The sequence below is a fragment of the Lysobacter sp. H23M47 genome (assembly GCF_015209765.1).
Classification (GTDB): Bacteria; Pseudomonadota; Gammaproteobacteria; order Xanthomonadales; family Xanthomonadaceae; genus Novilysobacter; species Novilysobacter avium.
On record NZ_CP063658.1, the window covers coordinates 334049 to 356980 of the forward strand.

General features: G+C 65.5%; 18 protein-coding genes. 6 read left to right on the forward strand and 12 right to left on the reverse strand.

The window, feature by feature from the left end:
* Positions 1 to 33: 33 nt before the first annotated feature.
* Positions 34 to 3282 (forward strand): ankyrin repeat domain-containing protein, encoded by a 3249-nt coding sequence (locus INQ43_RS01435; protein ID WP_228062652.1) that lies wholly within the window; start codon positions 34 to 36, stop codon positions 3280 to 3282.
* Between the two features lie 44 nt (positions 3283 to 3326).
* Here the strand turns inward: INQ43_RS01435 and INQ43_RS01440 are convergent, their stop codons facing one another.
* From INQ43_RS01440 to INQ43_RS01460, 5 genes are all read right to left on the reverse strand, one after another.
* Complete coding sequence (locus INQ43_RS01440; protein WP_194036885.1) at positions 3327 to 5153, reverse strand: monovalent cation:proton antiporter-2 (CPA2) family protein; 1827 nt, start codon at positions 5151 to 5153, stop codon at positions 3327 to 3329.
* Between the two features lie 234 nt (positions 5154 to 5387).
* Positions 5388 to 6419: a DUF6708 domain-containing protein gene (locus INQ43_RS01445; RefSeq protein ID WP_194036886.1), complete on the reverse strand. Its 1032-nt coding sequence runs from the start codon at positions 6417 to 6419 to the stop codon at positions 5388 to 5390.
* Between the two features lie 3 nt (positions 6420 to 6422).
* Positions 6423 to 9266 (reverse strand): T6SS effector BTH_I2691 family protein, encoded by a 2844-nt coding sequence (locus INQ43_RS01450; RefSeq protein WP_194036887.1) that lies wholly within the window; start codon positions 9264 to 9266, stop codon positions 6423 to 6425.
* The gene (locus INQ43_RS01455) at positions 9263 to 10141 is read right to left on the reverse strand and encodes a DUF4123 domain-containing protein (RefSeq protein WP_194036888.1); all 879 of its coding nucleotides are present in this window, start codon (positions 10139 to 10141) and stop codon (positions 9263 to 9265) included. Before INQ43_RS01455 ends, INQ43_RS01450 begins: the two co-directional genes overlap by 4 nt.
* 1 nt (position 10142) lies before the next feature.
* A complete protein-coding gene (locus tag INQ43_RS01460) occupies positions 10143 to 12911 on the reverse strand; it encodes a type VI secretion system Vgr family protein (RefSeq protein ID WP_194036889.1) in 2769 nt (922 codons plus the stop codon).
* 220 nt (positions 12912 to 13131) lie between these two features.
* Between INQ43_RS01460 and INQ43_RS01465 the strand changes: the two genes are divergently transcribed.
* The 3 genes from INQ43_RS01465 (at position 13132) to msrA (ending at position 15610) form a co-directional block, all read left to right on the forward strand.
* On the forward strand, positions 13132 to 14544 hold the full coding sequence (locus tag INQ43_RS01465; RefSeq protein ID WP_194036890.1) for a deoxyribodipyrimidine photo-lyase: 1413 nt from the start codon (positions 13132 to 13134) through the stop codon (positions 14542 to 14544).
* Positions 14545 to 14654: 110 nt separating this feature from the next.
* A complete protein-coding gene (gene msrB, locus INQ43_RS01470) occupies positions 14655 to 15104 on the forward strand; it encodes a peptide-methionine (R)-S-oxide reductase MsrB (protein WP_194036891.1) in 450 nt (149 codons plus the stop codon).
* Positions 15101 to 15610 (forward strand): peptide-methionine (S)-S-oxide reductase MsrA, encoded by a 510-nt coding sequence (gene msrA / locus INQ43_RS01475; protein ID WP_194036892.1) that lies wholly within the window; start codon positions 15101 to 15103, stop codon positions 15608 to 15610. The genes msrB and msrA overlap by 4 nt, the downstream gene beginning before the upstream one ends.
* 32 nt (positions 15611 to 15642) lie before the next feature.
* Here the strand turns inward: msrA and INQ43_RS01480 are convergent, their stop codons facing one another.
* From INQ43_RS01480 to INQ43_RS01490, 3 genes are read right to left on the reverse strand one after another with little or no spacing between them, the layout of a single operon-like run.
* A complete protein-coding gene (locus tag INQ43_RS01480; RefSeq protein ID WP_194036893.1) occupies positions 15643 to 15978 on the reverse strand; it encodes a J domain-containing protein in 336 nt (111 codons plus the stop codon).
* On the reverse strand, positions 15975 to 16685 hold the full coding sequence (locus tag INQ43_RS01485) for a hypothetical protein (protein ID WP_194036894.1): 711 nt from the start codon (positions 16683 to 16685) through the stop codon (positions 15975 to 15977). Before INQ43_RS01485 ends, INQ43_RS01480 begins: the two co-directional genes overlap by 4 nt.
* A 12-nt stretch (positions 16686 to 16697) precedes the next feature.
* Entirely contained in the window at positions 16698 to 17624 is a 927-nt protein-coding gene (locus INQ43_RS01490) for a DUF2167 domain-containing protein (protein ID WP_194036895.1), read from the reverse strand.
* A 241-nt stretch (positions 17625 to 17865) separates the two neighbouring features.
* On the opposite strand from INQ43_RS01490, the gene INQ43_RS01495 reads away from it, so the two are divergent.
* Positions 17866 to 18348 carry an Hsp20/alpha crystallin family protein gene (locus tag INQ43_RS01495; RefSeq protein WP_194036896.1) on the forward strand — a complete coding sequence of 161 codons (483 nt, stop codon included), beginning with the start codon at positions 17866 to 17868 and terminating at the stop codon, positions 18346 to 18348.
* A 69-nt stretch (positions 18349 to 18417) separates the two neighbouring features.
* On the opposite strand, the gene INQ43_RS01500 is transcribed toward INQ43_RS01495, so the two are convergent.
* From INQ43_RS01500 to INQ43_RS12845, 4 genes are all read right to left on the reverse strand, one after another.
* Positions 18418 to 18795: a hypothetical protein gene (locus INQ43_RS01500; RefSeq protein ID WP_194036897.1), complete on the reverse strand. Its 378-nt coding sequence runs from the start codon at positions 18793 to 18795 to the stop codon at positions 18418 to 18420.
* 79 nt (positions 18796 to 18874) lie between these two features.
* Entirely contained in the window at positions 18875 to 19651 is a 777-nt protein-coding gene (locus INQ43_RS01505) for a LytTR family DNA-binding domain-containing protein (protein WP_194034838.1), read from the reverse strand.
* Positions 19644 to 20897: a histidine kinase gene (locus tag INQ43_RS01510; RefSeq protein WP_228062576.1), complete on the reverse strand. Its 1254-nt coding sequence runs from the start codon at positions 20895 to 20897 to the stop codon at positions 19644 to 19646. Before INQ43_RS01510 ends, INQ43_RS01505 begins: the two co-directional genes overlap by 8 nt.
* 158 nt (positions 20898 to 21055) lie before the next feature.
* A complete protein-coding gene (locus INQ43_RS12845) occupies positions 21056 to 21376 on the reverse strand; it encodes a hypothetical protein (protein ID WP_228062577.1) in 321 nt (106 codons plus the stop codon).
* A gap of 114 nt (positions 21377 to 21490) precedes the next feature.
* Here INQ43_RS12845 and INQ43_RS01515 point away from each other — a divergent pair, with 114 nt between their 5' ends.
* Complete coding sequence (locus tag INQ43_RS01515) at positions 21491 to 22903, forward strand: coniferyl aldehyde dehydrogenase (protein WP_194036899.1); 1413 nt, start codon at positions 21491 to 21493, stop codon at positions 22901 to 22903.
* The last annotated feature ends 29 nt before the right edge of the window (positions 22904 to 22932 follow it).

Here is a 22932-nt window from a genome sequence, read left to right on the forward strand (position 1 = left end):
CAACGCAGTCCAGCGCCGCTGGTCCCCGCTCACATGCGGGTTGAGCTGTGGCCGCTGCTGGCACTCTGGGCGCTCGCGGTTGGCGGGGTCGGGTTGCTGGCGGCTTGGCCGCTGTCGGCACTGCTGGCCAGCGGCTCCCTGCCGGCGGCGCTGGCCCTGAGTGCGGTGTCCGGTGGCGCGCTGATCGTGCTGTGGCGGTTCTGGCCGGTCTGGCAGGGCCTGGAACGTGACGGCGGCGCACTGGGGGATCACCAGCGCGCGCTGGAGGGCCTGGAACCGGGGGCGTGGCGCGGTCTCGGGATCGCGCTGGGCGTCGGCGCAGTCGCGGGCTTGATCGTGACATTGGCCTGGCCAGGCTGGCTTGCCAGTGGCCAGCGCTGGATCGTCGCGGTCGTGCTGGCGGTGGCGTCGGCGGCGTTGCACGGCTGGCTGCAGCGGGTGGCGCCCGCCAAGGCACTGCAATACCTGGACGACAGCGACGAGCCGTCGCTAAGCCACGAAGCCTCCGCACAAGTGAGCGGTGAGGACAATCGACCGGCAGACGTCGTGGGCGGGCTGGAGCAGGCTGTCGCGAACGTAACGCTCGAGCCGACGCCGGTGCGCGGCGGATCAGAGCCGGCAGAAGTCGCCCTCGCCAACGTGGCACCGGCGAACGTCATCAATCCCCAACTGGTGCCGCAGCTGTACGAGGCGGCGCGCAGTGGCCGGGTCGAGCGCGCACTTGAACTGATTGCCCAGGGCGCCGATCCGCACGCACTGCCGCCCGCGGATGATCGTGACCAGCGCAGTTTGGCGGTGCTGGCGGCCGTGTTGCCGGACCTGCGACTGCTGCGGGCGCTGATCGCCGCCGGTGTCGCGCTGAACCACATGCACGCCGGTTTGACGCCGCTGCTGGCGGCGACCCGCGACAGCTGGCACGGCCGACCCGACGCGGTCACCACGCTGCTGGCGAACGGGGCGGATCCACGCATCCGTGACGCGGAGGGCAACACGCCGCTGCACTTCGCCGCGCGCAGCTCCGACCCCGGCGTGGCGGCGCTTCTGCGTGATGCGGCGGCCGAGCTGGATGCGCTCAATGACGACGGCTTCTCGCCGCTGGGCGTCGCGTGCATCGCTGGCAACTGGCGGCTGGCCCGCTTCCTGCTCGAGCGCGGCGCCAATCCGGATCGCGACGGCGGCCAGCCCGCGCTGCTCGCGGCCGCCGGAGGCGAGGAAGACGATCCCGCCGGCGTGGAACTGTTGCTCAAGCTCAAGGCCCGGGTGCATGCGGTGAACGCGGATGGGCGTACCGCCCTGCACGAGGGCGCACGCGCGGGCCATGCCAGCATCGTCGCAGCGCTGATCAAGGCCGGTGCGAATCCCGCGGCAACCGACAGCCTCGGGAGCAATGCGCTGCACGAAGCCGCTCGCGGCGGCCACGCCGCGGTGCTGGAACAATTGCTCGACGCGGCGGACCCCGCTGCCGCAACGGCCGCGGACGGGCAGGGCTGCAACGTATTGATGATTGCCTGCATGGCCCCGCAGACGCCGCCGGAGCTGGTGCAGCGCTTGCTGGATCTGGGGATCGACCCGGCGGTGCGGGATGAAGACGGGCGACGGGCGATCGATCGTGCCGCGGAAACCGGCCGCTGGTCGCTGGTGGCCGTGTTTGATCCTGCCTACGCAGTGCCATCGCAAGTGGCGGGCGCCGATGATGCGGGCCCTGCCGACCGCGCGCCCATTACCCTGCTGCGCGAAGGACTGGACGAAGGACGCGAGCATGCCCTGGATACGGTCGCCGCGCTGCTTGGCCCGCGTCAGTTGGGCGCGCTTTTCCACGACGGCGATGGCGCCCTGCCGCCGCGCCAGATCGAGTGGTTGCTGGCGCGCGGGGCGGATCCGGAAGTCCGGGACGGCACCGGTACGACGCCGATGTTCAACCTGCTCGGCAGTGGCCCGTCCGCGCAGGAATCGCTGACGGTGATGCTGCAGCGCGGAGTGTCGCCTGCCGGTGCGGGCGGACTTGCCCGCTTCCTCGCCGCCTGCATGACCCGCGGTCAGCCCGATGGTTCCCTGGAGCACCTTGCGCTGGAGCTGCTGGAACGCGGCGCCGATCCGTTTGCTCCCTCTCCCGGCGGCGACCCGGCGCTGGCCCTCGCGGTGCGGCTGGGCTGGTCGCAGCTGTTCACCCGCCTGCTGCAATCGGGCGTGGGGCTGGATGACCGCGACAGCCGCGGAATGAGTGCCCTCCACCTGGCGGCCGCCCTGGGGCGGGAAGCGATGCTCAAGCAACTGGTCGCGCACGGTGCCGCGCCGGGCCTGCTTGCCGCTGACGGTCAGACCCCGCTGGGCGTCGCGCTGGCCTCTGGCCGTCGTGACCTCGCCGACTGGCTGGACTGGCGCGGCTGGCCGTTGCCGCGACGCCGGTTGCTGGCGTCCGATCTACCGTCTGCGGCCATGGCCGGTGACGCCGACGCAGTCCGCCGGCTGCTTGACCTGGGCTTGCCGGTGGACGCTGTCGACAGCCAGGGCTGCAGTGCGTTGCTGCGTGCGGCGGGCGGCGGCCATCGCGCCGTCGTCGACCTGCTGCTGGCACGCGGCGCCAGCGTTGGTCTCGCCGCCGGCTCCGGAGCCACCCCCTTGTCGGCCGCCGCGAGCATGCGCCATATGGACATCGTGGATCGCCTGATCGAGGCGGGTGCCGACGTCGAGCAACGCCTGCCGGGCGGCCTCACCGTTTTGATGATTGCCTGTGCGCTAGGCTTCCCGGAGCTGGCGGCGCGGCTGCTGTCGGCCGGGGCCGACCCGGATGCTGTCGATGACTCCGGAAGGACCGGACTGCACTGCGCGGCGATGTTCGGCTTCGGCACGCGCGATCGGACCCGCCTGGTCACCCTGCTGGACACGCTGATGCTGGCAAGCGACGAGAACGCGCTGGAAGCGAAGTCCGACAGCCCGTCACCGCTGCTGTTGTTGCTGGGCGCGGCGGCGGATCAGGGCGCGCAGGCTGATGAGCAGGTGCTGATCGCCGGACTGGAGCACCTGATGGACAACGGCGCCAGTCTGGAGTCCCAGGACGCGCGGGGATTCGGCCCCCTGCACCTGGCGGCTCTGCACGGACTGCTGGGCGTGGTGAAGTGGCTGCTGCGCGCCGGCGCGGATCCCGACCAGCGCGACTCCCTGAATCGCAGCCCGCGCGAGATCGCGGTGATGCGCGGGTTCGTGGATATCGCCGCGCAGTTCACGTCAGCCCATCCCGTGGGCGACGTCTCCATGGCCCGGTTTCTGCGCGAGAAACAGTAAGAGGCGTTCTCGTTTGTGCGTAATCGTGCGTTCTGGCGCGCGCCTCAGTGGGTCTCCTGCGAGCGTCGGGACGCGGCGATGCCTCCCAGCACGCCTTCGCCCAGGTCGGCATCAAACAGCTGCTCCAACTCCCGTCGTGCCAGCGTGGATGCCTCCAGCACCGCGTCCGGATCGTCGTGGACGCGGTACTGGGCTTCCAGCAGTCGTTCGTCGTGGGCGAGAAACCGTTGCGCGTGATCCCGGGCGACGGCAGGCGGTAGCCCGAGAGCGACCAGCACCTCCTCGCCCAGCTTGAGGCTGGAGTGCAGCATCTCGCGCAGGCTGAATGCGCCCAGGTCGCGCAGTTGCCAGGCGTGGCGGCGGTCGCGGGCACGCGCATACACCTTCGCCTCCGGGTACAGGCGGCGGATCACCCGCACCGTCTGCAGGCTGCCTTCCGGATCGTCGATGGCGATGACGAACACCTTGACGTGAGCCGCACCGGCCGAGCGCAGCAACTCCGGCTTGGCCGGGTCCCCGTAAAACAGCGGATTGCCGAACCGGCGCATGAAGTCGACCTGGTCGGCACTGTGCTCGATGGCGATGAAGGGCACTTTCTGCGCGACCAGCATGCGCGCCACGATCTGGCCAAAGCGGCCGAACCCGGCGATCAACACCTGTGGGTGGCCGTCGGGGGGCGGCCTCTCCTTGGGCGGCTCCGGCCGCGCCACCGGCCGGCCGCGCAGGATCCGCGCAACGGCGATCATCAGCACTGGCGTCAGCGCCATGGACACGCCCACCGCGGCCACCAGCCGATCGCGCATGACCGCCTCCAGCAGGCCCGCCTTGACCGCCTCGGCGAATACGACGAACGCAAATTCTCCTCCGACCGCGAGCACGCCGGCCAACTGCAGCGCGTCGCGCCGCGACAGCTTGCCCGGCTTGATGCCAACCATCACCAAGATCGCGAACTTAACCACCATCAGGGCCAGTACCAACAGCTCGATCAACACCGGCTCCGCAACGACCAGCTTGAGGTCGACGCTCATGCCCACCGCCATGAAGAACAGCCCGAGCAGCAGACCCTTGAAGGGTTCGATCTGCGCTTCCAGCTCGTGACGGAACTCCGAGTCGGCCAGCAACACGCCGGCCAGGAACGCGCCCAGGCCGGCCGACAGACCCGCGCTCTGCATCAGCAGCGCCGATCCAAGCACGACCAACAAGGCCGCGCCGGTAAACACCTCGGGCATCAGCGAGCGCGCCACGAAGCGGAACAGGTGGCGCAGCAGGAACCGCCCGCCCAGCACCAGTGCCGCCATCGCGAACGCGGCCTTGGCGATCGCGTCCCAGCCCAGCCCGCCTTCGGCGACCAGGTTGGCTTTCCCCAGCAGCGGAATCGCCGCCAGCAGCGGGATCGCGGTGAGATCCTGGAACAGCAGTATCGCGAACGCCAGCCGCCCGTGCTCGCTGCCCAGCGCCTTGCGCTCGGACAGCAGCTGCAAGCCGACCGCCGTGGAGGAGAGTGCCAGGCCCAGGCCGACCACCAGCGCGGTTTTCCAGCCAAACCCGGCGAAGGTGGCCAGCACGCCCATCACCACGCCGGTGATCAGCATCTGCGCCCCGCCGACCCCGAACACCGGACGGCGCATCACCTGCAGCCGTGACGGCGAGAGCTCCAACCCGATCACGAACAGCATCATCACCACGCCGATCTCGGACGCCGCCAGAACCGGCTCCGCATCGCGGATGACCCGCAGACCGAACGGCCCCAGCACAACGCCCGCAGCGAGATACCCCAGCACCGCGCCCAGCCCGAACCGGCGGAACACCGGCACCGCGATCACCGCTGCCAGCAGGAACACCACCGCAAGTTCAAGACCGCCGCCGCTCATCGCGTACCTCTTCAGGGGAGCGGTTGATTATGCGGCAGGGGTGGGAGGAGTGTTCGAGTGGAGTCGGGCGCGAGCGAGTGCGCAGGACTTCTCTGGACGACGAATCACATACCTATCGTCGTCGTAGCGATTAGATTCCGGAACCTCTGGCATGCACTTGGGAGATAACCGTATCGAACTCGGTCGCCACCAAGTTGGAACCGCGGCATCAGCCCGGCTACTGCCATGCGTCCCTTACTCAAATGCGCCCCACATGAATTCGACGAGCCAGACGACGCCGGTGAGAACCACAAGGGAACCGACCACGAGGCAGATGGCTGGCCAGACTAGCTCCCAGCGGCCATACCTGCCATTGCTCCGCCAGTCCTTTCGGTACGGGTCATCCGGATCGGGCTGGCAGGCGGCCTCAATTTCCGCGGGCCAGACAGGAACCTTGCAGGTGGCCATCGCGATCCACCTGCCCCAGGTGGTCAGTGCCCATAGAGGCGAAGCCAGCAGTTGCAGCGCCGGCCACTTCACCATCAAGGCGAACGTGCGCACCAGGCCGAAGACCACGCCTTCCTTGCGACCGTTGATGGGCATGCAGATCTCTGTCGTGTTGTAGCTCTGCTGCGGACCGTCCGGTGCCTCCATGTAACGCCTGATGTATTCCCACAGACACATCAATCCGGCCCGCTCACCCAGATACGCATAAGCCAGCGTAAACGTATCGACGACGGTCTCGCCGTCGTCGGCCAAGACGTGGGCGCGCACGTCGTAGCTGGTCTGACCCATCGTCAGCTCGTTCTCGACCACGCATAAGAAAAGATCATCCCAATTGGCGCTGATGATAGAGCGGTCGGGGCGATAGGCGTAAACTCGTCGCGTCTTTCGGTTTAATCGGATGGGGTAATGGGTTTGGCGGAAGCAGTCGAACCGGACGACCCACCAACCTGCATAGGCAAAGGAACCGAATATTGCGGCAATTGCTAAGACCGACGCCAACATCACTGGGTCTCTTTCGCCGATAGCTGAAAAAGAAAATGCGAATGCAAAAACGGCGATCGGCACTCCGATTAATAATCCCATCCACGTTGCGTAGCCTTTCGAGGAGTACCACCGATCGATAACTTCCAGATATGTGCTGTCGAGTTTGATTACCGACAGCCAGTCCAGCGGCTCAGCGCTCGCAGTCACGTGCCGCTGCAACTGGTTAGCTTTCTCTTCGCACGTCAGGGGACGATTGAGCTTGTAGGCAGTGAAGCGGTTTAGTCCGGTGAAGTCCACGTATCAATGCTCCGGTACAGCTGTAGCTGGTGCTGTTTCGTCATCGCTTTTAAAGCCGAGCGCCTTCATCGCGAGTCCGAACTGCTTCATTTCCTCATTGAGGTCTTGATAGCGGCGACCTGCATCAAGAGCGCCGAACAAGCAGCGTTCCAGCCAGTCCTGAAGTTCATCGGTCTTGAAAAATTCGACCAGCAGTGCGATGGCGATGCCGATCACCACCAAAATCAGGCCAACACCGGTGGCTGACACGCCAAATATTAGTGCGCCGAATGCCCCCCCGAAAAGCAAGGCTGCCCCGAGGCCAGTCGCAGCCGACAGTGCATATAGCCAAACCATGCCGGCATTGCCCCTTTGGTATTCTCGCCATGCGCTCCTTGCATCTATCACCGCCACAATTCCTGCCGCCACAACACCAATTCCCCGACTGACAACACCCAGTACCTTCACCCAGTACGTCGACGCTGCTTTCGCCAATCGGATATTCCCCGCCTTGCCCCCTGCTACAACGCCATCATGGATCAGGTTGCCCACTCCGCCGACGATCGCGGCCACGCTGCTGCGAAACCGCCAATTGTTCTCCGAACGCTTGTGGGACATACTGGTGTCGAGTTTTGTCGCCATCGAATTGGCACCCACTATCTGGAGGACCAGCCCGATCACCGCCAGCCGTGAATTGGTGCCGAACATCGCGCGGAACCGTGCCATGTCATTCTTCGGCCACTCATTCATCCGCAGTGCCGCGCCCGCGGCTTCTGCGGCCGCCTGCGCCGGTGTCAGGCCCGCCTTGATCTGTGTCACCGCGAACCGGTCAACGCGCAGGGCGACTTTAGATGCACCGAAGCGACCGCTCTCTCCCCGGGTCTGAATCGTTTGTCGGCGACCGCGCGACTGGATTTCCAGCCTGCGCTTTAGCAGCTCAGTATCTACGTTCTCCAGCGCCTCCGGGTTGATCTCTTTCATCAGTCTCACCATCACATCCAGCGCCTCATCCACAGTGCCGACGTGCGTTACCATCGTAATCGGTGCTTCGCCAATGATACCCAGCGCGATTACCAACCGGCCAACAGTATTGTCGATCATTCCGTTCAACACTCGGATGACCGGCCCACCCACGGCGGTGAGCAACTGCGCGACGATATTCTGGCCACCAGCGTCGAGATGCTTAAGCGATTTGCCGTACAACGCTATAAGCGTCTTCCACTGCACGTCGGGTAGTTCGCCTTTCGGCAGTCCTTTTCCCGGTACTGCTTTGTCCAGTGCTTCGATCACCTCTTGCTGGTTGTACAGAAGCGCACGCTGTAGCAGATTACGCGGATCGGCGGTATTGGCAGTCAGCCAGTCCTGATAGGTGTCGAAACAGATCTGATTCTGCTGGGTGTCCTGGATGCAAAGTAACAGTGCTTGCACATAGCCCGCGCCGGATTCGGCGTCGGTATCATCGTGGTTGCAGATGAAGCTGCCTGTCGTCGCATCGCTTGTCAGCCACGCACAGTGCGCTTTAGCCAATGGCACCATCTGCTCGCGATCGAATTTCTCCAGTCGCGGCTGATACACCCGCTTGCGCCATGCATCGGGTTCACCGGATCGCAGCTGATTGCGGTACTTCTTCCACGCCTTGTCGGCGATATCGTCCAGGTCGGACTGCGTGAGGGCGTCAGCTGCCGACTGCTTCGCGGTCTCGATCTTGGCCTCCCACTGCTTGCGGTAGACCGGATCGCTCATTCGTTCCAAGTGCTCTGTTTGCATTCGGTCGCGTACGGGATCGCGGATGCCGTCCATCGACATCACCGGTATTTTTTTCCAGTAATAAAGATCGGAAACCGCTTTTTGTTGTCGCGTGTGGATCTCGTCAAGTTCAGCCTGATTGCGGATTGCTTCCTCGAGCGAATCCACCAACGCTGAGATCGCTAATGGCCGCTCCAAATCCTCTTGACCCAAAAAGTCCTGAAGCCGATTGCCCATCAGAGCCGCGATCTCCATGGTGATCCCCACTGGATCGTCAACCGCCACCAGCATGGGCTCATGCGGTTGAGCTGCGGCTGCGGCCCAGTCCATCAGGCCGGGCGCTTCATGTTTGCAAGCCTCAAACCGATGAGGCGAGAAATTGAGCGGCGGGAATGACGTGATCTTCACGGTCTCGAGGGTTATCGCCAGCATCGGCTGTCCGGTTTCCGGGTCGATCTCGGGTTCACCGGTCTCGCTATCCATCACCACGCTGTATTCAGGCTGCTTTTCCTCTCCTCCGCGCTCCGTTCCGGCAATGGCGAACTCGTTCACGATCTTCGGCAGCTGGTTGAACGGTGCGGTATGAGGCTGTGACGTGCTTCCTGCCAGCCATTGTTTGATGTCAACCACGCGCATGTGCTTTTCGCGGTACACCTGCTTCCTGTGGCGGTCCAGCACTAATGGTGTCCACGCGGTATCGGAAAAACCCAGCCAGACTTTTCCGGCTTGCTGTGCATCGGGGATCGTTATACAGCGAGCCACGAATTCCTCTCCGGTACGGAAGCAGGAGAACTCGATCTTGTCGGCATCGGGTGGCGTAGTGTCTGTTATGTCGAACTCATAAAGGTAGCCGAGTCCCGTAACCAGATACGCCTTCCATTCCCCCCGCGCTTCATTGAAGACGTAAAGATAGCCGGGCCGCAGCAGGCGACCGGTGTACTTGGCCGATTGGGCGGGGAGTGCGATGTCCGTAATGCCAGCACTCATGTTGGCAGGCAGGTCGAGCGCCTTCCACGTTGAGCGTACATCTTCGTAGTCTGTACGGGCAATGGCGGCGCGGAGCGGCAGAATGGGCAGTCCCTTCTTCTCGCAGAACGGGCATGAAGCGCTAGGCTCAGTCACGAAGACATCCCTGATGTTGAAGTTGGTGGAACATTGGAAGCGAGTTGCCCGGCGAAGCGAGACAGCGCGTCATCGCTCAAATCGGCACAGGCACCGACATAACTGATGTCGCCTTTTTGCACCTTGCACAGGCGGATCCGAATTTCCGGGTGCTCGCCAATTCGAGGATGAAAACGGGCGGCTTGCAGCGCATATAAAGAACGGTCATCGCCATCGCGAAGGCCATACTCCGTATATGCGAGGTGCAAAAGAGCATCGACATGCTGGGCGATGGCGTCATCATTGAGGGTCTTCGGCACGTGTATGGCCATTTGCTCCAGGCAGCGGTGAAGCAGACGCAGCCGCTGGAGGGCCTCCCATTGTTTATCTGTCAAACGCAGACGTGAGGGCGACGCTGCGTTGGCACACTGATGCTGCGTCCAATTTCCATCCGGGGTAAGCCACGTCCAGACGGCGACGCTTCGCAGCAGGCTGTCCATCTGCGTTTTGTTCAAAATCCAACGCAAATGCCGAAATACCCGAGGATCAAAGTAACGCAGAATCGCATTACGTCGATCTCGCACTCGAACGATCATGCGCTCGGCGAGCTGGGCCGACAGCTCCCTAGTGGTACGACTCGAAACAATCAGCGCGGAGAAGTACGGGTATTTGTTTCTGCGCGCCTGCTCGTGCACGCGCTGCAGCAGCTGCAGGCAATCGTGTTCAGTCATCTCGCGTAGTGCCAGTAGTCGTGGCATAGAGACTGGTTTCGCTGCCAATTCTTTCGGAGACAAAGGCACGAGCGGAAGATCGTGCCATAGCGAGGAATCCACCTGCAGTGGATTGATCAGTGCGTAGTCCTGCGCCAGCAGCAGGCGGTGATCGAGAACTGTCATGTCAACGTTGCAGCGGAATGAGTCCGTCACCAGCCGCATCCGCGCCACGGGATTTGAATTCGCAGAGTTTTAGCTCTCCGCTAGGCAGTTTGACTTGCATACTTGCCGCCTCCGGCGAAGTCCATTCCTTCTTCGCCGCCTTGAACTCGATCGTCCCCGGCGCACCCAGTTCGATGTCGCCGCCTTCCAGTTTCAGATAGGCGCCGGCAGCGGTGGCCAGGACATGTTTGTTCGGCGATGCGATCTCCACATCGGCCTGGGTGCTGGCGAGTGTCACGCTGATCTTCGCTGCGGCGGTGGCCACGTTCTTGTGCGCCCGTGCACTCACATCGCCCTGGGCGGCATGCAGCGCGATGCCGGTGCTGGTCTGCGGTTTACCGCCCGGGGCGGGGGTGCCATGGCTGTAGAGGCTGATGCCTTCTGCGACCGCGATGACCGTCTCGCCCTGGCTCAACCAGTTCAGGTCGTTGCCGGCGGTCAGGGTGGTTTGGGTGCCGGACACCCAGATCTGGTCGGCCGGAGTGGTAGCGATGATTCCGTCGGGACTGCTGGCAGCCAGCAGCGGGGCGCTCCAGCCGGGGGCTTCGCCGTCGCCACCGCTGACGCCGTCACCGGAAGCGGCGCCGGTGAAGGTGCCGCTCAAGGTGTCCTGTACCTGCTTCAGTGCCTCCTGTGCGGGGAGGGCATCGGCTTCGTCCGGCAGGTCGGCAGTCTGTGCCCTGGCGGTATCGGACAGGCTCTGCATCAGTTCGGCGCCGCTGGCCAGTTGGCTGCGCAGTCCGTCGGCGGCCATTTGCTGGCGGCCGGGCTCGGTGCTCAGCAGCAGCCCGGCGCCGGCGCGCAGGGCGCCACTGGCCTGGGTGGACAGCTCCACGCCGAAGCCGCACTCGCGGCCGCGCACGTTGTCCTCCCCGCCCTTGAGGTGCCCGAGGGTCAGCGTGGTGGCGTGCTGGGTGGTGGCGACCTGCGCGCGACCCTGACCGGGTGTGTCGTCCAGGCGCAGCTGCTGGTAGCCGCCGCTACCGGTCTGGCTCGCCCCGAGGGCCTGGCTCTTGAAGCCTGTGAACACGGCCGGATGTTCGTTGCCGTCGAACCACGCGGGGGCGTTGCCGGTCGCGCCCGCCTTGCCGCCGTTGACCTGGTTGTGCGGCGCGTCCGGCTGGCCCGCACCGTTGTAGAGACTGCCGACGATGACGGGGCGGTCGATGTCCCCCTCCATGAAAGCCACGACGACTTCCTGACCTTTGTGCGGCAGCATCACGCTGCCCCAGTTGTCGCCCGCCCACGGGGTGGCGACGCGCACCCACGTCCATGCGGCATCGGTGCCGGGCGCGTTGTCATCGCCGTCGGGGCGAGCCATGCCTGAGCTGGCGCTGCTGCCGCGCTGCCATGGGAACTGGATCTTGATGCGGTGGTCGCGGTCGGTCTGCAGCGGCGCCCCGTCGGTGACCACGATCGCGGTCTGGGTGCCGCGGACCGTGGGCTTTGGGTGCAGGCGCAGCCCATGGCCGTCCACGGTGCGCGGGCGGTAGGGCAGGTTGGCCGGGATCGCGATGAGGGTATTGCGGTAGAAATCGGTCGACGGCGCGGCCGCCATCGCATTGACAGGATCGGAGCCTGGTGACAGCGCCGTTGGCAGTGGCAACGCGCCGACGTTGGTCAGCCCCAAGGTCTGGTCGAGCACCTCGAACACGTCCGCGCCCAGGTTGTTGCGGGCGGCATGCTCGACACGCAGGCAGGTGTACGACTGGCCGTTGGTGTCGGGGTGCTGGCTCAACGAGAACCGCGTGCCAGGTGCCTGGCCGCGCCAGGTGCCCGTGGCCTGGATCGTCCGGCCGGTGACATCGTGCGCTTCCATCTGCCGGTCGGCCCGCAACGCGGCATGCGCCTCGTCGGCCACACCGTAGGGACCGCTGGTGTCGACGTCCTCGGTGGTGACGTCGCCGCCCGCCAGGACGCTCTGACCCGAGGCCGGGCGCAGCGTGCGGCTGCGGTAGTCCCAGCTGGCGCGGCTGATCGAGGCGGTCTGCCAGCGCCGGGTGTTGGCCCACTGCTGGATGCTGTCCGCGCGCTCGGTGGCGTCGGCACGATGGAAGCGCACGCTCCCGGCGTCCGCAAACGCTTCGGGATGGTCGCCCAGCACCAGCATGTGACTGCCCAGCGTCTCGCCAGCGGTATTGCCGGTGTGCTCAAACCAGTACGCGATGCCTTCCTCGGCGAGCAGGCGCTGGAGGAAGTGGAAATCGCTCTCGTGGTATTGAGTGGTCAGGCTGCGGGTGCGATAGAGCGACCGGTCGGAAAGCTCCCAGCGCCACGCCGGCGCCAGCGCCCCGGCCTGTGCGTAATCGGCGAAGAGGTCCTCGGCGATTTCGAGCACGCTCATGTCATGGAAGACGTAGCTGTCCACCCGCTGGCGCAGGAACGCCAGCCAGGGCTCGATGACCAGGCGGTAGCGGGCGATGCCGCCGTTGCTGCCGACCCGCTCGCAGGCGGTGACGTGACCGTGGAAGGGGCGGCGCTGGGAGACGGATTCGGCGGTCAGCAGCTCCAGCAGGACCGGTTGGCCGAGCAGCTCATCCAGTGGCAGGTGCGCGTCGACCGACAGCGCGTCCAACTGCAGCCGATAGCCACCGTCGTCGACCGACTCCACGCCGTGCAGGCTTTCGGCGACCAGCGCGTCGGGACCCAGGCCCGTGTGCAGGTGCAGCAACCGGTCGAACTGCTTCGGCCCGGCGACCAGGGCGGTGAGCAAGGTGGTGCGAGCATCCATGGCGGTGGTCTCTCCCTGGCGGCCGTCCTGGCCTGCCCCGCGCCGATCATAACCTCTCATTGGCTACGGCGGCAGGGGTCGCCGGGAGCCGCACATCAAGCGGTGCATCCGCAGACGCTGCGACATTCGTAGACTGCGCCTGGCCACGACACCATTTTGTCGCCCCGGGCATGGATTCAATCTGTCCGGCGTTTGCATGCGTCCACAGGGAGCACCATTGATGGGTACCGCACTCGTATTGTTCCGCCGCGACCTGCGCCTGGAGGACAACCCGGCGTGGAGCACGGCCTGCGCGGAGAACGGCCGAGTGCTGGCGCTCTATGTCCACGCGCCTGAAGAAGAAGGGCAATGGGCACCCGGCGCGGCCAGTCGGTGGTGGCAGCACCACTCGTTGTCGCGGCTGGATTCGCGCCTGCGCGCCGCTGGCGGTCGCCTGCACGTCGCCCGCGGCGACACGCTGGAGGTCGTGCGCGAGCTGGCTGGCCAGACCGGCGCCACCGCAGTCCATTGGAACCGGCTGTACGAGCCGGCCAGCATTGCCCGCGATTCAAACCTCAAGGCTGCACTGCGCGAGCAGGGCGTCGAGGCCCACAGCCACAGCGGCGCGTTGTGGTCCGAGCCGTGGCAGGTGGAGACCCAGCAGGGCGGCCCGTACAAGGTGTTTACGCCGTACTGGCGCAACCTGCGCCCGCGCCTGTCCGCCGCGCCACCCTTGCCGGTGCCGTCGATTGCCGCGTTTGCCCAGGCCAGCAATGGTTTGCCCGTGGAAGCGCTGGAGCTCAGCCCGCGCATCCACTGGACCGGCGGCCTGGCCGACACCTGGCAACCCGGAGAGGCCGGTGCCCACGAAATGCTGGAAATCTTCACCGATGACGCGGTGAACGATTACGTCCGGTTGCGGGATTTACCAGCCCGCCACGGCACGTCCCGGTTGTCGCCGCACCTGCATTTCGGCGAAATCTCGCCGCGCCAGATCCACCATGAGCTGGACTCCCGAGCCCGCGCCAGCAGCGCGCGCCGCCGTCCGGATATCGAGCCCTATCTGCGCCAGCTGGGCTGGCGTGACTTCGCCCACCACCTGCTTTTCCACTTTCCGCACACGCCGACCGAAAGTTTCAATCCGCGCTTCGCCCGTTTCCGCTGGGCCGATGCGGATCAAGCGGTGCTGGATCGCTGGCAACGCGGTCGCACCGGCATTCCCCTGGTGGACGCGGGCATGCGCGAGCTGTGGCATACGGGCTGGATGCACAACCGCGTGCGCATGATTGTCGCCAGTTTCCTGACCAAGAACCTGCGCCAGCATTGGCATCACGGTGCGCGCTGGTTCTGGGACACCCTGGTGGATGCGGACCTGGCCAACAACACGCTGGGCTGGCAGTGGGTCGCCGGCACTGGCGCGGACGCCGCGCCGTATTTCCGTGTGTTCAACCCGGTAACCCAGTCAAGGAAGTTCGACCCGGAGGGAAGTTACCTGCGGCGGTGGCTGCCGGAGCTGGAGGACGCGGACGCCGGCTCGCTGCATGAGCCATGGAAGGATCCCGGCCTGCTGCGCCGCAGCGGTTATCCGGCGCCGATGGTGGACCTCGCACAGTCGCGACAGAAGGCACTGGACGCCTACGCACGCCGCGGCTGAACGAAACGCGCGCGCGCGGGCTTTCGTCAAGAAAGTCGCCCAAGATCGCCTTGCGATGCATGGCCTTGACCCGCATTACTGCAGTGTTGCCTTGTTTCCAGGAGACCCGCATGAGCCAGTACCGCAAAGACCCCGATGCCATCCAACAGCTGACGCCCGAGCAGTTCCGCGTCACCCAGCAATCGGGCACCGAAGCGCCCGGCAGCGGCGAGTACCTCCACCACAACGCGCCCGGCATCTATGTGGATGTCGTGTCCGGTGAGCCGCTGTTCGCGTCGGCGGACAAGTTCGACGCGGCCTGCGGCTGGCCCAGCTTCACCAAGCCGATCGAACCGACGCACGTCAGCGAGGTGCGCGACACCAGCCATGGCATGGTCCGGGTCGAGGTGCGCTCCACCCATGGCGACAGCCATCTGGGTCACGTGTTCCCCGATGGGCCACCGGATCGCGGCGGGCTGCGGTATTGCATCAACTCGGCCTCGCTGCGCTTCATTCCGCGCGACCAGATGCAGGCCCAGGGGTACGGCGACTACCTCGACCAGGTGGAGAGCGGGCGATGAGCACGGAACGCGCGGTGCTCGCCGGCGGCTGCTTCTGGGGCATGCAGGACCTGATCCGCCGCCAGGACGGCGTGGTTTCCACACGCGTGGGCTATACCGGCGGCGAGGTGCCCAACGCCACTTATCGCAACCACGGCAACCACGCCGAGGCGATCGAGATCGTGTTCGATCCGGCGCGGACCAGCTACCGCAAGCTGCTGGAGTTCTTCTTCCAGATCCACGACCCCTCGACGGTGGACCGGCAGGGCAATGACCGCGGCGCGTCCTACCGCTCGGCGATCTTCACCACCTCGGACGAGCAGCGCCGGGTCGCGCTGGACACCATCGCCGATGTCGACGCATCAGGCCTGTGGCCGGGGAAAGTCGTTACCGAAGTCGTGCCTGCCGGTGATTTCTGGGAGGCCGAACCCGAGCACCAGGATTACCTGGAGCGCATTCCGCATGGATATACCTGCCACTTCATCCGCCCGGGCTGGACGCTGCCGCGGCGCGCGAACACTCATTAGACGACGAGCCGCGGCAAGACGCCGCGGCAGCGTCACTTGCGCTGCCTGCGGGCGATGTCGAAAGCGTGATTGATTTCCTTGGAGCGCTGTTCGGCCAGTGCGCGGATTTCCGGTGCCAGCTGCTGGACTCGATCCGGGTGGTATTGACTGATCTGCCATTTGTACGCCGCGGTGATGTCCTTCAGGTCCGCACGGGAGCCAACTCCCAAAACCTCGTGCCAGGACCGCGTCGACTCATCCGACGGCTCCACGGGTGGAACGGCATCGTCGGCGGAACGGTCGCGCCGCCAGTGCGGCAGCAGAACCGCGACCAGCCAGTATCCGAGAACTCCCGCGCCTACGATCACCGTGATCTCTGCTGCGGTCATCGGGTGGTTCCGTTCAGACGCTGGCGGCAAGCGAGCAGCGCACCGTGCTGTGGGTCGCCCTCGTGATTGAGGGAAAGCGCTGTGGACAGGCGCTCGTTGACCTGCCCTCGCAAGATCGCTTCCCCCGCGGGGTCGCAGAGCTGCCTCGCTGCCGCGATCGGATGAGCCTGAAGGCTGCGTCGCAAGCAGATCTTGCGCACCATGTTGATGGCCAGTGGTGGGCACACGAGGGCTTCAAATCCCCAGGCGATGACGGTTCGACCATCCAGCCCGAACACCCGCCGATAGCGCCACAACTGGCAGGCGATCGCGCTCCCGCACAGGTAGATCAGCAGCAACAGCGCAAGCAGTGCCAGCGGATGGGGATATCGCCACAGCAGCAACGGAAGCACCACAAACAGCAAGACAAGCATCGTATTGCACGCAGGCTTCAAGGATCCCAACGCCGCAACCAGGTGGCGTACGCCGGCCCAGTGCTCTTTGTCATCTGCACTGTTGCCGGCCAGCCAGCTGAGGCGGAAAGTCGCACGTGCCGGCGTCAGCGGGTTGGGTATCAGCGGGTGGCGCCTGAGCACGGGAGCGTCCGCGCCGATGGAGGTTTTCCAGCCGGTGCCCGTTTGCAGGAACGCCACCTCGTCGTAATGCATGAGCATCATCGAGTCATGCAGATAGAGCGCGACCGGCGCCAGTACCAGAGTCAGCTCCAACGATGTGGCCTGCTACGCCTGCTTGTCAGGCTTGCCCGAGAATAGCTTGCGCACAGCTGCGCCGATCCCCAGAACCCCCACGAGTACGAGTTTCCAGGCCTTCGCCAAAAACACGGCGATGGCGGCAAACACGCCCTTTTTCGAGGCAACCGCGGCTGCGCCTCCGGTGATGAGCGCGGCCAGGCCGTATGCAGCCACCTTGTCACCGGGTTTGAAGTCCGCGTACTTCTCGCCGGCGCCGTATTTGAAGCCCGGCAGGAGTTGCTTGAACTCGGCAATCGATGCGTCCAGATCCTCGGGAGCGGCGACCAGTACAACCTCCATCACACCGCGGCGGCCGAGAAGGCGGGTGTTGTAGTTCACGACCTGGCGGTCCGTGCCCTCGATCTGGGCCAGGACGGCCCACTCAAGGGTCTTGAGCGCTTCGTCATACTGGGGCTTGAAGCTCCAGCCAACGATTTCCATGGTGTCCCAGCCATTCTGGCGGCGTTCGACGTTCGCCTGCCTGGTGCCTTCCCGGATAGAATCCAGGATCTCCTCCGGGTCGAGCGATTCGTTGTCCTCGATGTAGCCGACGTCGCTGAAATTGAAAAAGCTCGTCCACCTCAGGTCTTCGGGAGCGACGGTGTATTCATCCACCCCGCTCGCCGGATTTTCAAACAACACGTTGAGCTTGCGGGTACCGTCCGCGCCAAGGAAAGCGAATCCCTCGGGCAGGGCCATGCTTGCGCGATTGGCGATGCTTCCCTCGGTGGGGCCGATCTGCCAATCAAGTTGGGCGATCGGGTTCTGCTCCGCGGCATCCTGCGCCTTGGCGTGGGACATGAAAATGGCAGCGGATGCCAGGATGGCAAGCAGAACAGAACGCATTCGCATCGCGTGACTCTCCCCAGAGTATTTGGAGCCATGGTTGGGCCGACAAGGACAGGTCTGCGTCATTGCTCGTGAAGCGTTCTTCTCCCCAGAAAAACGCTCCGGCCATCCCGTTGATGACTCCGGCAAAAGTCTATGCCACCGGCGGCGATTCAGGAAGTGTTTTGTGTGGTCGCAAAGCCGCATCGCCTCGCTGCACTGCTGGAAGCGACACCGGCCCCACGCAGCAGACTTGAAACCCGTCGCAACGGACCTACGTTGGCAATGGGGCCAAGTTCCCGCCCCGAAGCAGACAAAGGAGACAGTCATGAGCAAGATCGTGCGTAATCCGCAATGGTCCGGCGATGGCAGCAGCCAGGACCCTTTGCGACAGCTGGTTGATCGAATCTTCGATGGGGCGTTTTCCTCGTCGACGGCGACGGACGAATCCTCGGTGGTCACCAGCCGCTGGACTCCGCGGGTGGATATCAAGGAAGAGGCGGATCGTTTCGTGCTTTACGCCGATATCCCCGGCGTCGACCCGGCTGAAATCGAAGTCCAGATGGACAAGGGAATGTTGACGATCAAGGGTGAACGCAGCAGCGAGAACGTCCAGGAGAGCGAGAAATTTTCCCGCGTTGAACGCCGTTATGGCGCATTCCACCGGCGTTTCGCGCTGCCTGACAGTGCCGACCCCGAAGCGATTTCCGCCCACGGCGAAAACGGCGTGCTGGAAATCAGTATCCCCAAACGTCCGGAAACCACGCCGCGCCGAATCCAGGTGGGTGCGCGTAAGACCGGTGACGCCTGATCGGGTGACCGGCGGCGGCCTTTGTATCGGACCGCCGCCGCTTCCATTGGGCCGGCACTAACTTGGGCGTTATCGTTCCGGCCCGTCACAAGCCCTACCCGCGGGGGCGTCCTCCGCACTGACGCACAGGTCGAATCCGGTCAGACCGGCGATCTGCCTGCTGTCACCGCGGGCGACTGTAAAGCGCTCGATCGGGTCGGATTCACAGCTGCCCGATGGGGTCTGATCCGGACCGGAAGTCGGCGCACAACCGTGCGCATATACGCGGTAGTGGCAGGCTCCGCTGGCGCTGCGCAGGCATTCGAAACGGGCGACGCCCGCCTGCGTTGTGGCCTGACTGTAGAGGGTGTCGGTGCCGTCCACGGTGGTGCGGGTGACGTAGCTGCTGCCGCCGATGTCGCAGCCGAACAGCGACAGCACGAAATAGATCAGGGCCAGGAACTTCATGGGTCACCTCGCGCAAGCGTGGATGGGTGGGCCGGATGCCGGAGTGCGTTCTGCGGGCGGTAGCGTCGTCCGGCGGCGATTACATGTGCCGGAACAGCGTCATGAACGGCGCGCTGACCGCCAGGGTTTCCGGCCGCGTCTTCAGGCGCACGGTGCCGCGGCCGCTGTCGTCTCGGACGACGCCGGCGATGGCGCGCAGGTTGACGATGGTGGAGCGGTGGATCTGCTTGAACGTGTCCGGGTCGACCACCGTCAGCAGCTCCTTGATCGGAGTGCGCAGCAGCGCCTCGCCCTCGGCGGTCATCACCGTGGTGTACTTGTTGTCGGCGCGGAAATAGGCGACGTCCTCAACCAGGATCAGCCGGGTTTCGCGGCCGGCGCTGGCGGTGATCCAGGTCAGCGGCGGCGGCGCATCGACGGCGCGGGCGACGGGCGCGAGCCGTTGCAACAGGGTGGCCAAAGTGGCCGCGTCGTTGTTCCCGCTGCGCGCCTGCAAGCGCTGCACCGTGGCCGCCAAGCGTTCGGCGGTGATCGGCTTGAGCAGGTAGTCGACCGCGCCGCGCTCGAAGGCATCGATGGCGTACTGGTCGTAGGCGGTGACAAACACGATTTGCGTGCGCGGGCTGACTTCGGCCGCAGCCGTCGCGACTTCAAGGCCGGTCAGCCCGGGCATGCGGATGTCGAGGAAGGCGACGTCCGGACGGTGTTCGGCCATCGCCTCCAGCGCGCTCGCGCCATCCTCGCACTCGGCAAGGATGTGCAGCTCCGGCCAGGCCTGCGCGAGACGCTCGACCAGGGCCTGGCGCAGCAAGGCTTCGTCCTCGGCGATGATGCAGGTGGTGACGGGCTCAGTCATGGCGGGCCTCCTGGACGATCGTGGCGGGCACGGTGATCGTCGCGGCCACGCCGGCGGGGAAGTTGGCGACCACCGCCAGGGCGGCGTCGCTGCCGTAGACCAGGCGCAGGCGTTCGCGCACGTTCTTCAGTCCGATGCCGGTGCCGCTGGTGCGGCTGTTGAAGCCCTCGCCATCGTCGGCGACGGTCACCGCGACGACACCATCGCTGCGCCGCGCGCGGATCCATACCGTGCCGCCGCCGGTACGTGGCTCCAGGCCGTGCTTGATCGCGTTCTCGACCAGCGTCTGCAGCATCATTGGCGGCAGCGCGGTGGCGCGCAGGTTCTCCGGCAGGTCGACCTGCACCGACAGGCGCGGTCCCATGCGGATCTTGAGGATCTCCAAGTAGGCCAGCGCGCGTTCCAGTTCCTCACCCAGGGTGGACAACTCGTTTTGCGTGCGTGGCAGCGAGTGGCGCAGGTACTGGATGAGGTGACCGAGCATCTCGTCGGCGCGCGCCGGGTCGCTGCGGGTCAGCAACTGCGCGCTGGCCAGGGTGTTGTAGAGGAAGTGCGGTTCGACCTGCGCGTGCAGCAGGCTCAGCTTGGCGACGGTGAGCTCCTTCTCGGTGGCCGTCTGCGCTGCATCCGCGCGCTCGTTGCGGCGGCGTTCGGCAACCCGCCGGGTGATCGCCCGTGTGATCGCCTCCGCGTTCTCGAAGTTGGTCGCGTCGTCGAACAGGAACCAGTCGCTCCATGCCAGTGTCTCGGGCTCGCAGATCAGGGTGAGACTGCCGGTATCGCCACCGGGGGTGACCGTGGCCAGGATCTGGTTGCGCGGTGCGCCGAACCACAGCATCGGGTTCCAGCGACCCAGCGGACGATCCAGGTACGCCTCGGGTCGTCCCGCGGTGGCCCGTATCTGCAGGCTGTCGCGTGCGCTCTCGACTTCAACGATGCGGGGCAGTTCGCGGATGGCGGCATCGACCAGATCGAACGCCTCGCCGGCCTCGAACGGAATCTCGACCTGGCGGCGGTGACGGTTACCCAGCGTGGTCCGGTCGATGCGGTCGGCGATCAGGCGCACCCGGCCGACGTGCGAGAGCGCGCCGATCACCACCAGTGCCATGACGATCATGCCGGCGACCGTGATCGGCCATTCCAGGCGCCCGATCAACGGCAGTTCCGACCACAGCCCCGCGAACAGCAGGATGGCCAGCAGCCACGCCACGGCGATACGGATGACGAAGAACAGGCCCTTGATCACGAAGAGGTTCCGACGGCTGGGGATTTCCGTGGAGCATAGTGACCCCGCCGGCGCAGCGGAGTGCCGCTGCGACCAAGCCGAGATTGTCGCGACGGAACCGCGGGATCGGCGGATGAAGAGACCCTCGGCGCGCGCGTTTGCAGCGCAGGTGCGTCCTCTCAGCGCACGACCACGGTGGTCGCCTTGTTGGCCACGATGTAGTGCTGCAGGTCCTCGACCTCGCGCAGCTTGCCGATCGCGCGCTGGGCGAACTTGCGGGTGGTGATGCGCACGTGGCAGTTCAGGAACGGGGCGTCCGGATCCTTGCCCTTGGAGGAATACACCACGCGGCCGTCGCGGTCCCAGCCCAGCACCAGTCGCTGCTGCTGGTTGCTGGTCTGGTAGATCCAGCCCTTGTGGATATCGCTTTCGGCCATTGCCATGTTGTGGGTCCCGATCGTCAAGCTCGCGTCGGCGAATGCGTCGCGTGCAGTGGCCATGATGACAGCGCGCCCGTAGCGGTTCCAACATTGCGGGCGCCGACGCGAACAATGGCATGCTCAACGGATCGCCAATTATTGCCTTCGGCCTGCGCTGATTCCGAGAGCCCCCCCATGACGACACGTGCCGCCCGCCTGGAAGAGCAACTGCAACGGATGCGTGCCGCCCACGCCGAGGATCCGATGCCGTCGTGGCCGGTACGCGCGGCGCGCCTGCGTACGCTGCGGACGATGCTGACCGAGCAACGCGAGGCATTTTCCAGCGCCATCTCCGCAGACTTCGGTCAGCGCCCGGCGGAAGAGACAGACCTGCTGGAACTGTTCCCCAGCCTGTCGGGGGTCCGCCACGCCCTGCGCCATGGGCGGCGCTGGATGCGGCCACGCAAGCGCTTGGCCGGGCTGGCGTTCCTGCCGGCACGGACCGAATTGTGTCCGCAGCCGCTGGGCGTGGTCGGCATCATCGTGCCGTGGAACTACCCGCTCTACCTCGCCATCGGGCCGCTGGTGGACGCGCTGGCGGCGGGCAACCGGGTGATGCTGAAAATGAGCGAGTTCACGCCGCGCTTCTCCACCCTGCTGGCCGAGCAGGTCGCCCACTATTTCCAGCCCGACGAGATCGCGGTCATCACCGGCGGCGTCGAGGTCGCCGAGGCGTTTTCCGCGCTGCCCTTCGACCACCTGTTGTTTACCGGATCCACCGCGGTCGGCCACCACGTGATGCGCGCCGCCGCCGCCAACCTGACTCCCGTGACGCTGGAGCTGGGCGGCAAGTCGCCGGCGATCATCGGTCCGGGCGCACGCTTCGAGCAGGCGGTCGAGCGCATCGTCTTCGGCAAGATGGTGAATGCGGGGCAGACCTGCATCGCGCCGGACTACGTCCTGTTGCCGCGTGCGCGCGTCAACGAGTTCATCGGCGTGGCTTGCGCGGTGATGGCGCGCATGTATCCCGGGCTTGCGCGCGATGCCCAGTACGCCAGCATCATTTCCGATCGCCAGTACGAGCGCCTCACCGGCTTGCGCGACGACGCGGTCGCGGCCGGCGCTCGCGAACACCCGCTGGACGACACCCCCGCCGATCCCGCGCGCCGGCTCCTGCCGCCGCTGCTGCTGACCGGTGTCAGCGACGCGATGGAGGTGATGCGCGAGGAGATCTTCGGCCCGCTGCTTCCGCTGGTGCCCTACGACAGCTTCGAGGAGGCGATCGCCTACGTGACCGCGCGGCCGCACCCGCTGGCGCTGTACGTGTTCGACGAGGATTCGCAGCGTGTAGATGCGGTGCTGGCCAAGACCCAGGCCGGTGGGGTGACCGTCAATGACACCCTGTTCCACATCGCCCAGCATGGCCTGCCGTTCGGCGGGGTGGGTCCGTCGGGCATGGGCAGCTACCACGGCGAGGCCGGTTTCCAGCGCTTCTCGCACATGAAATCAATCTTCCGCCAGGCCCGCTTCAACGGGGTCGGCCTGCTCAACCCGCCCTACGGCGCGCGTTTCCACCGGATGCTGGACCTGCTGCTCAAGCGCGGTTGAGGCGGCATCAAGGTGTGCGCGTTGGCCTG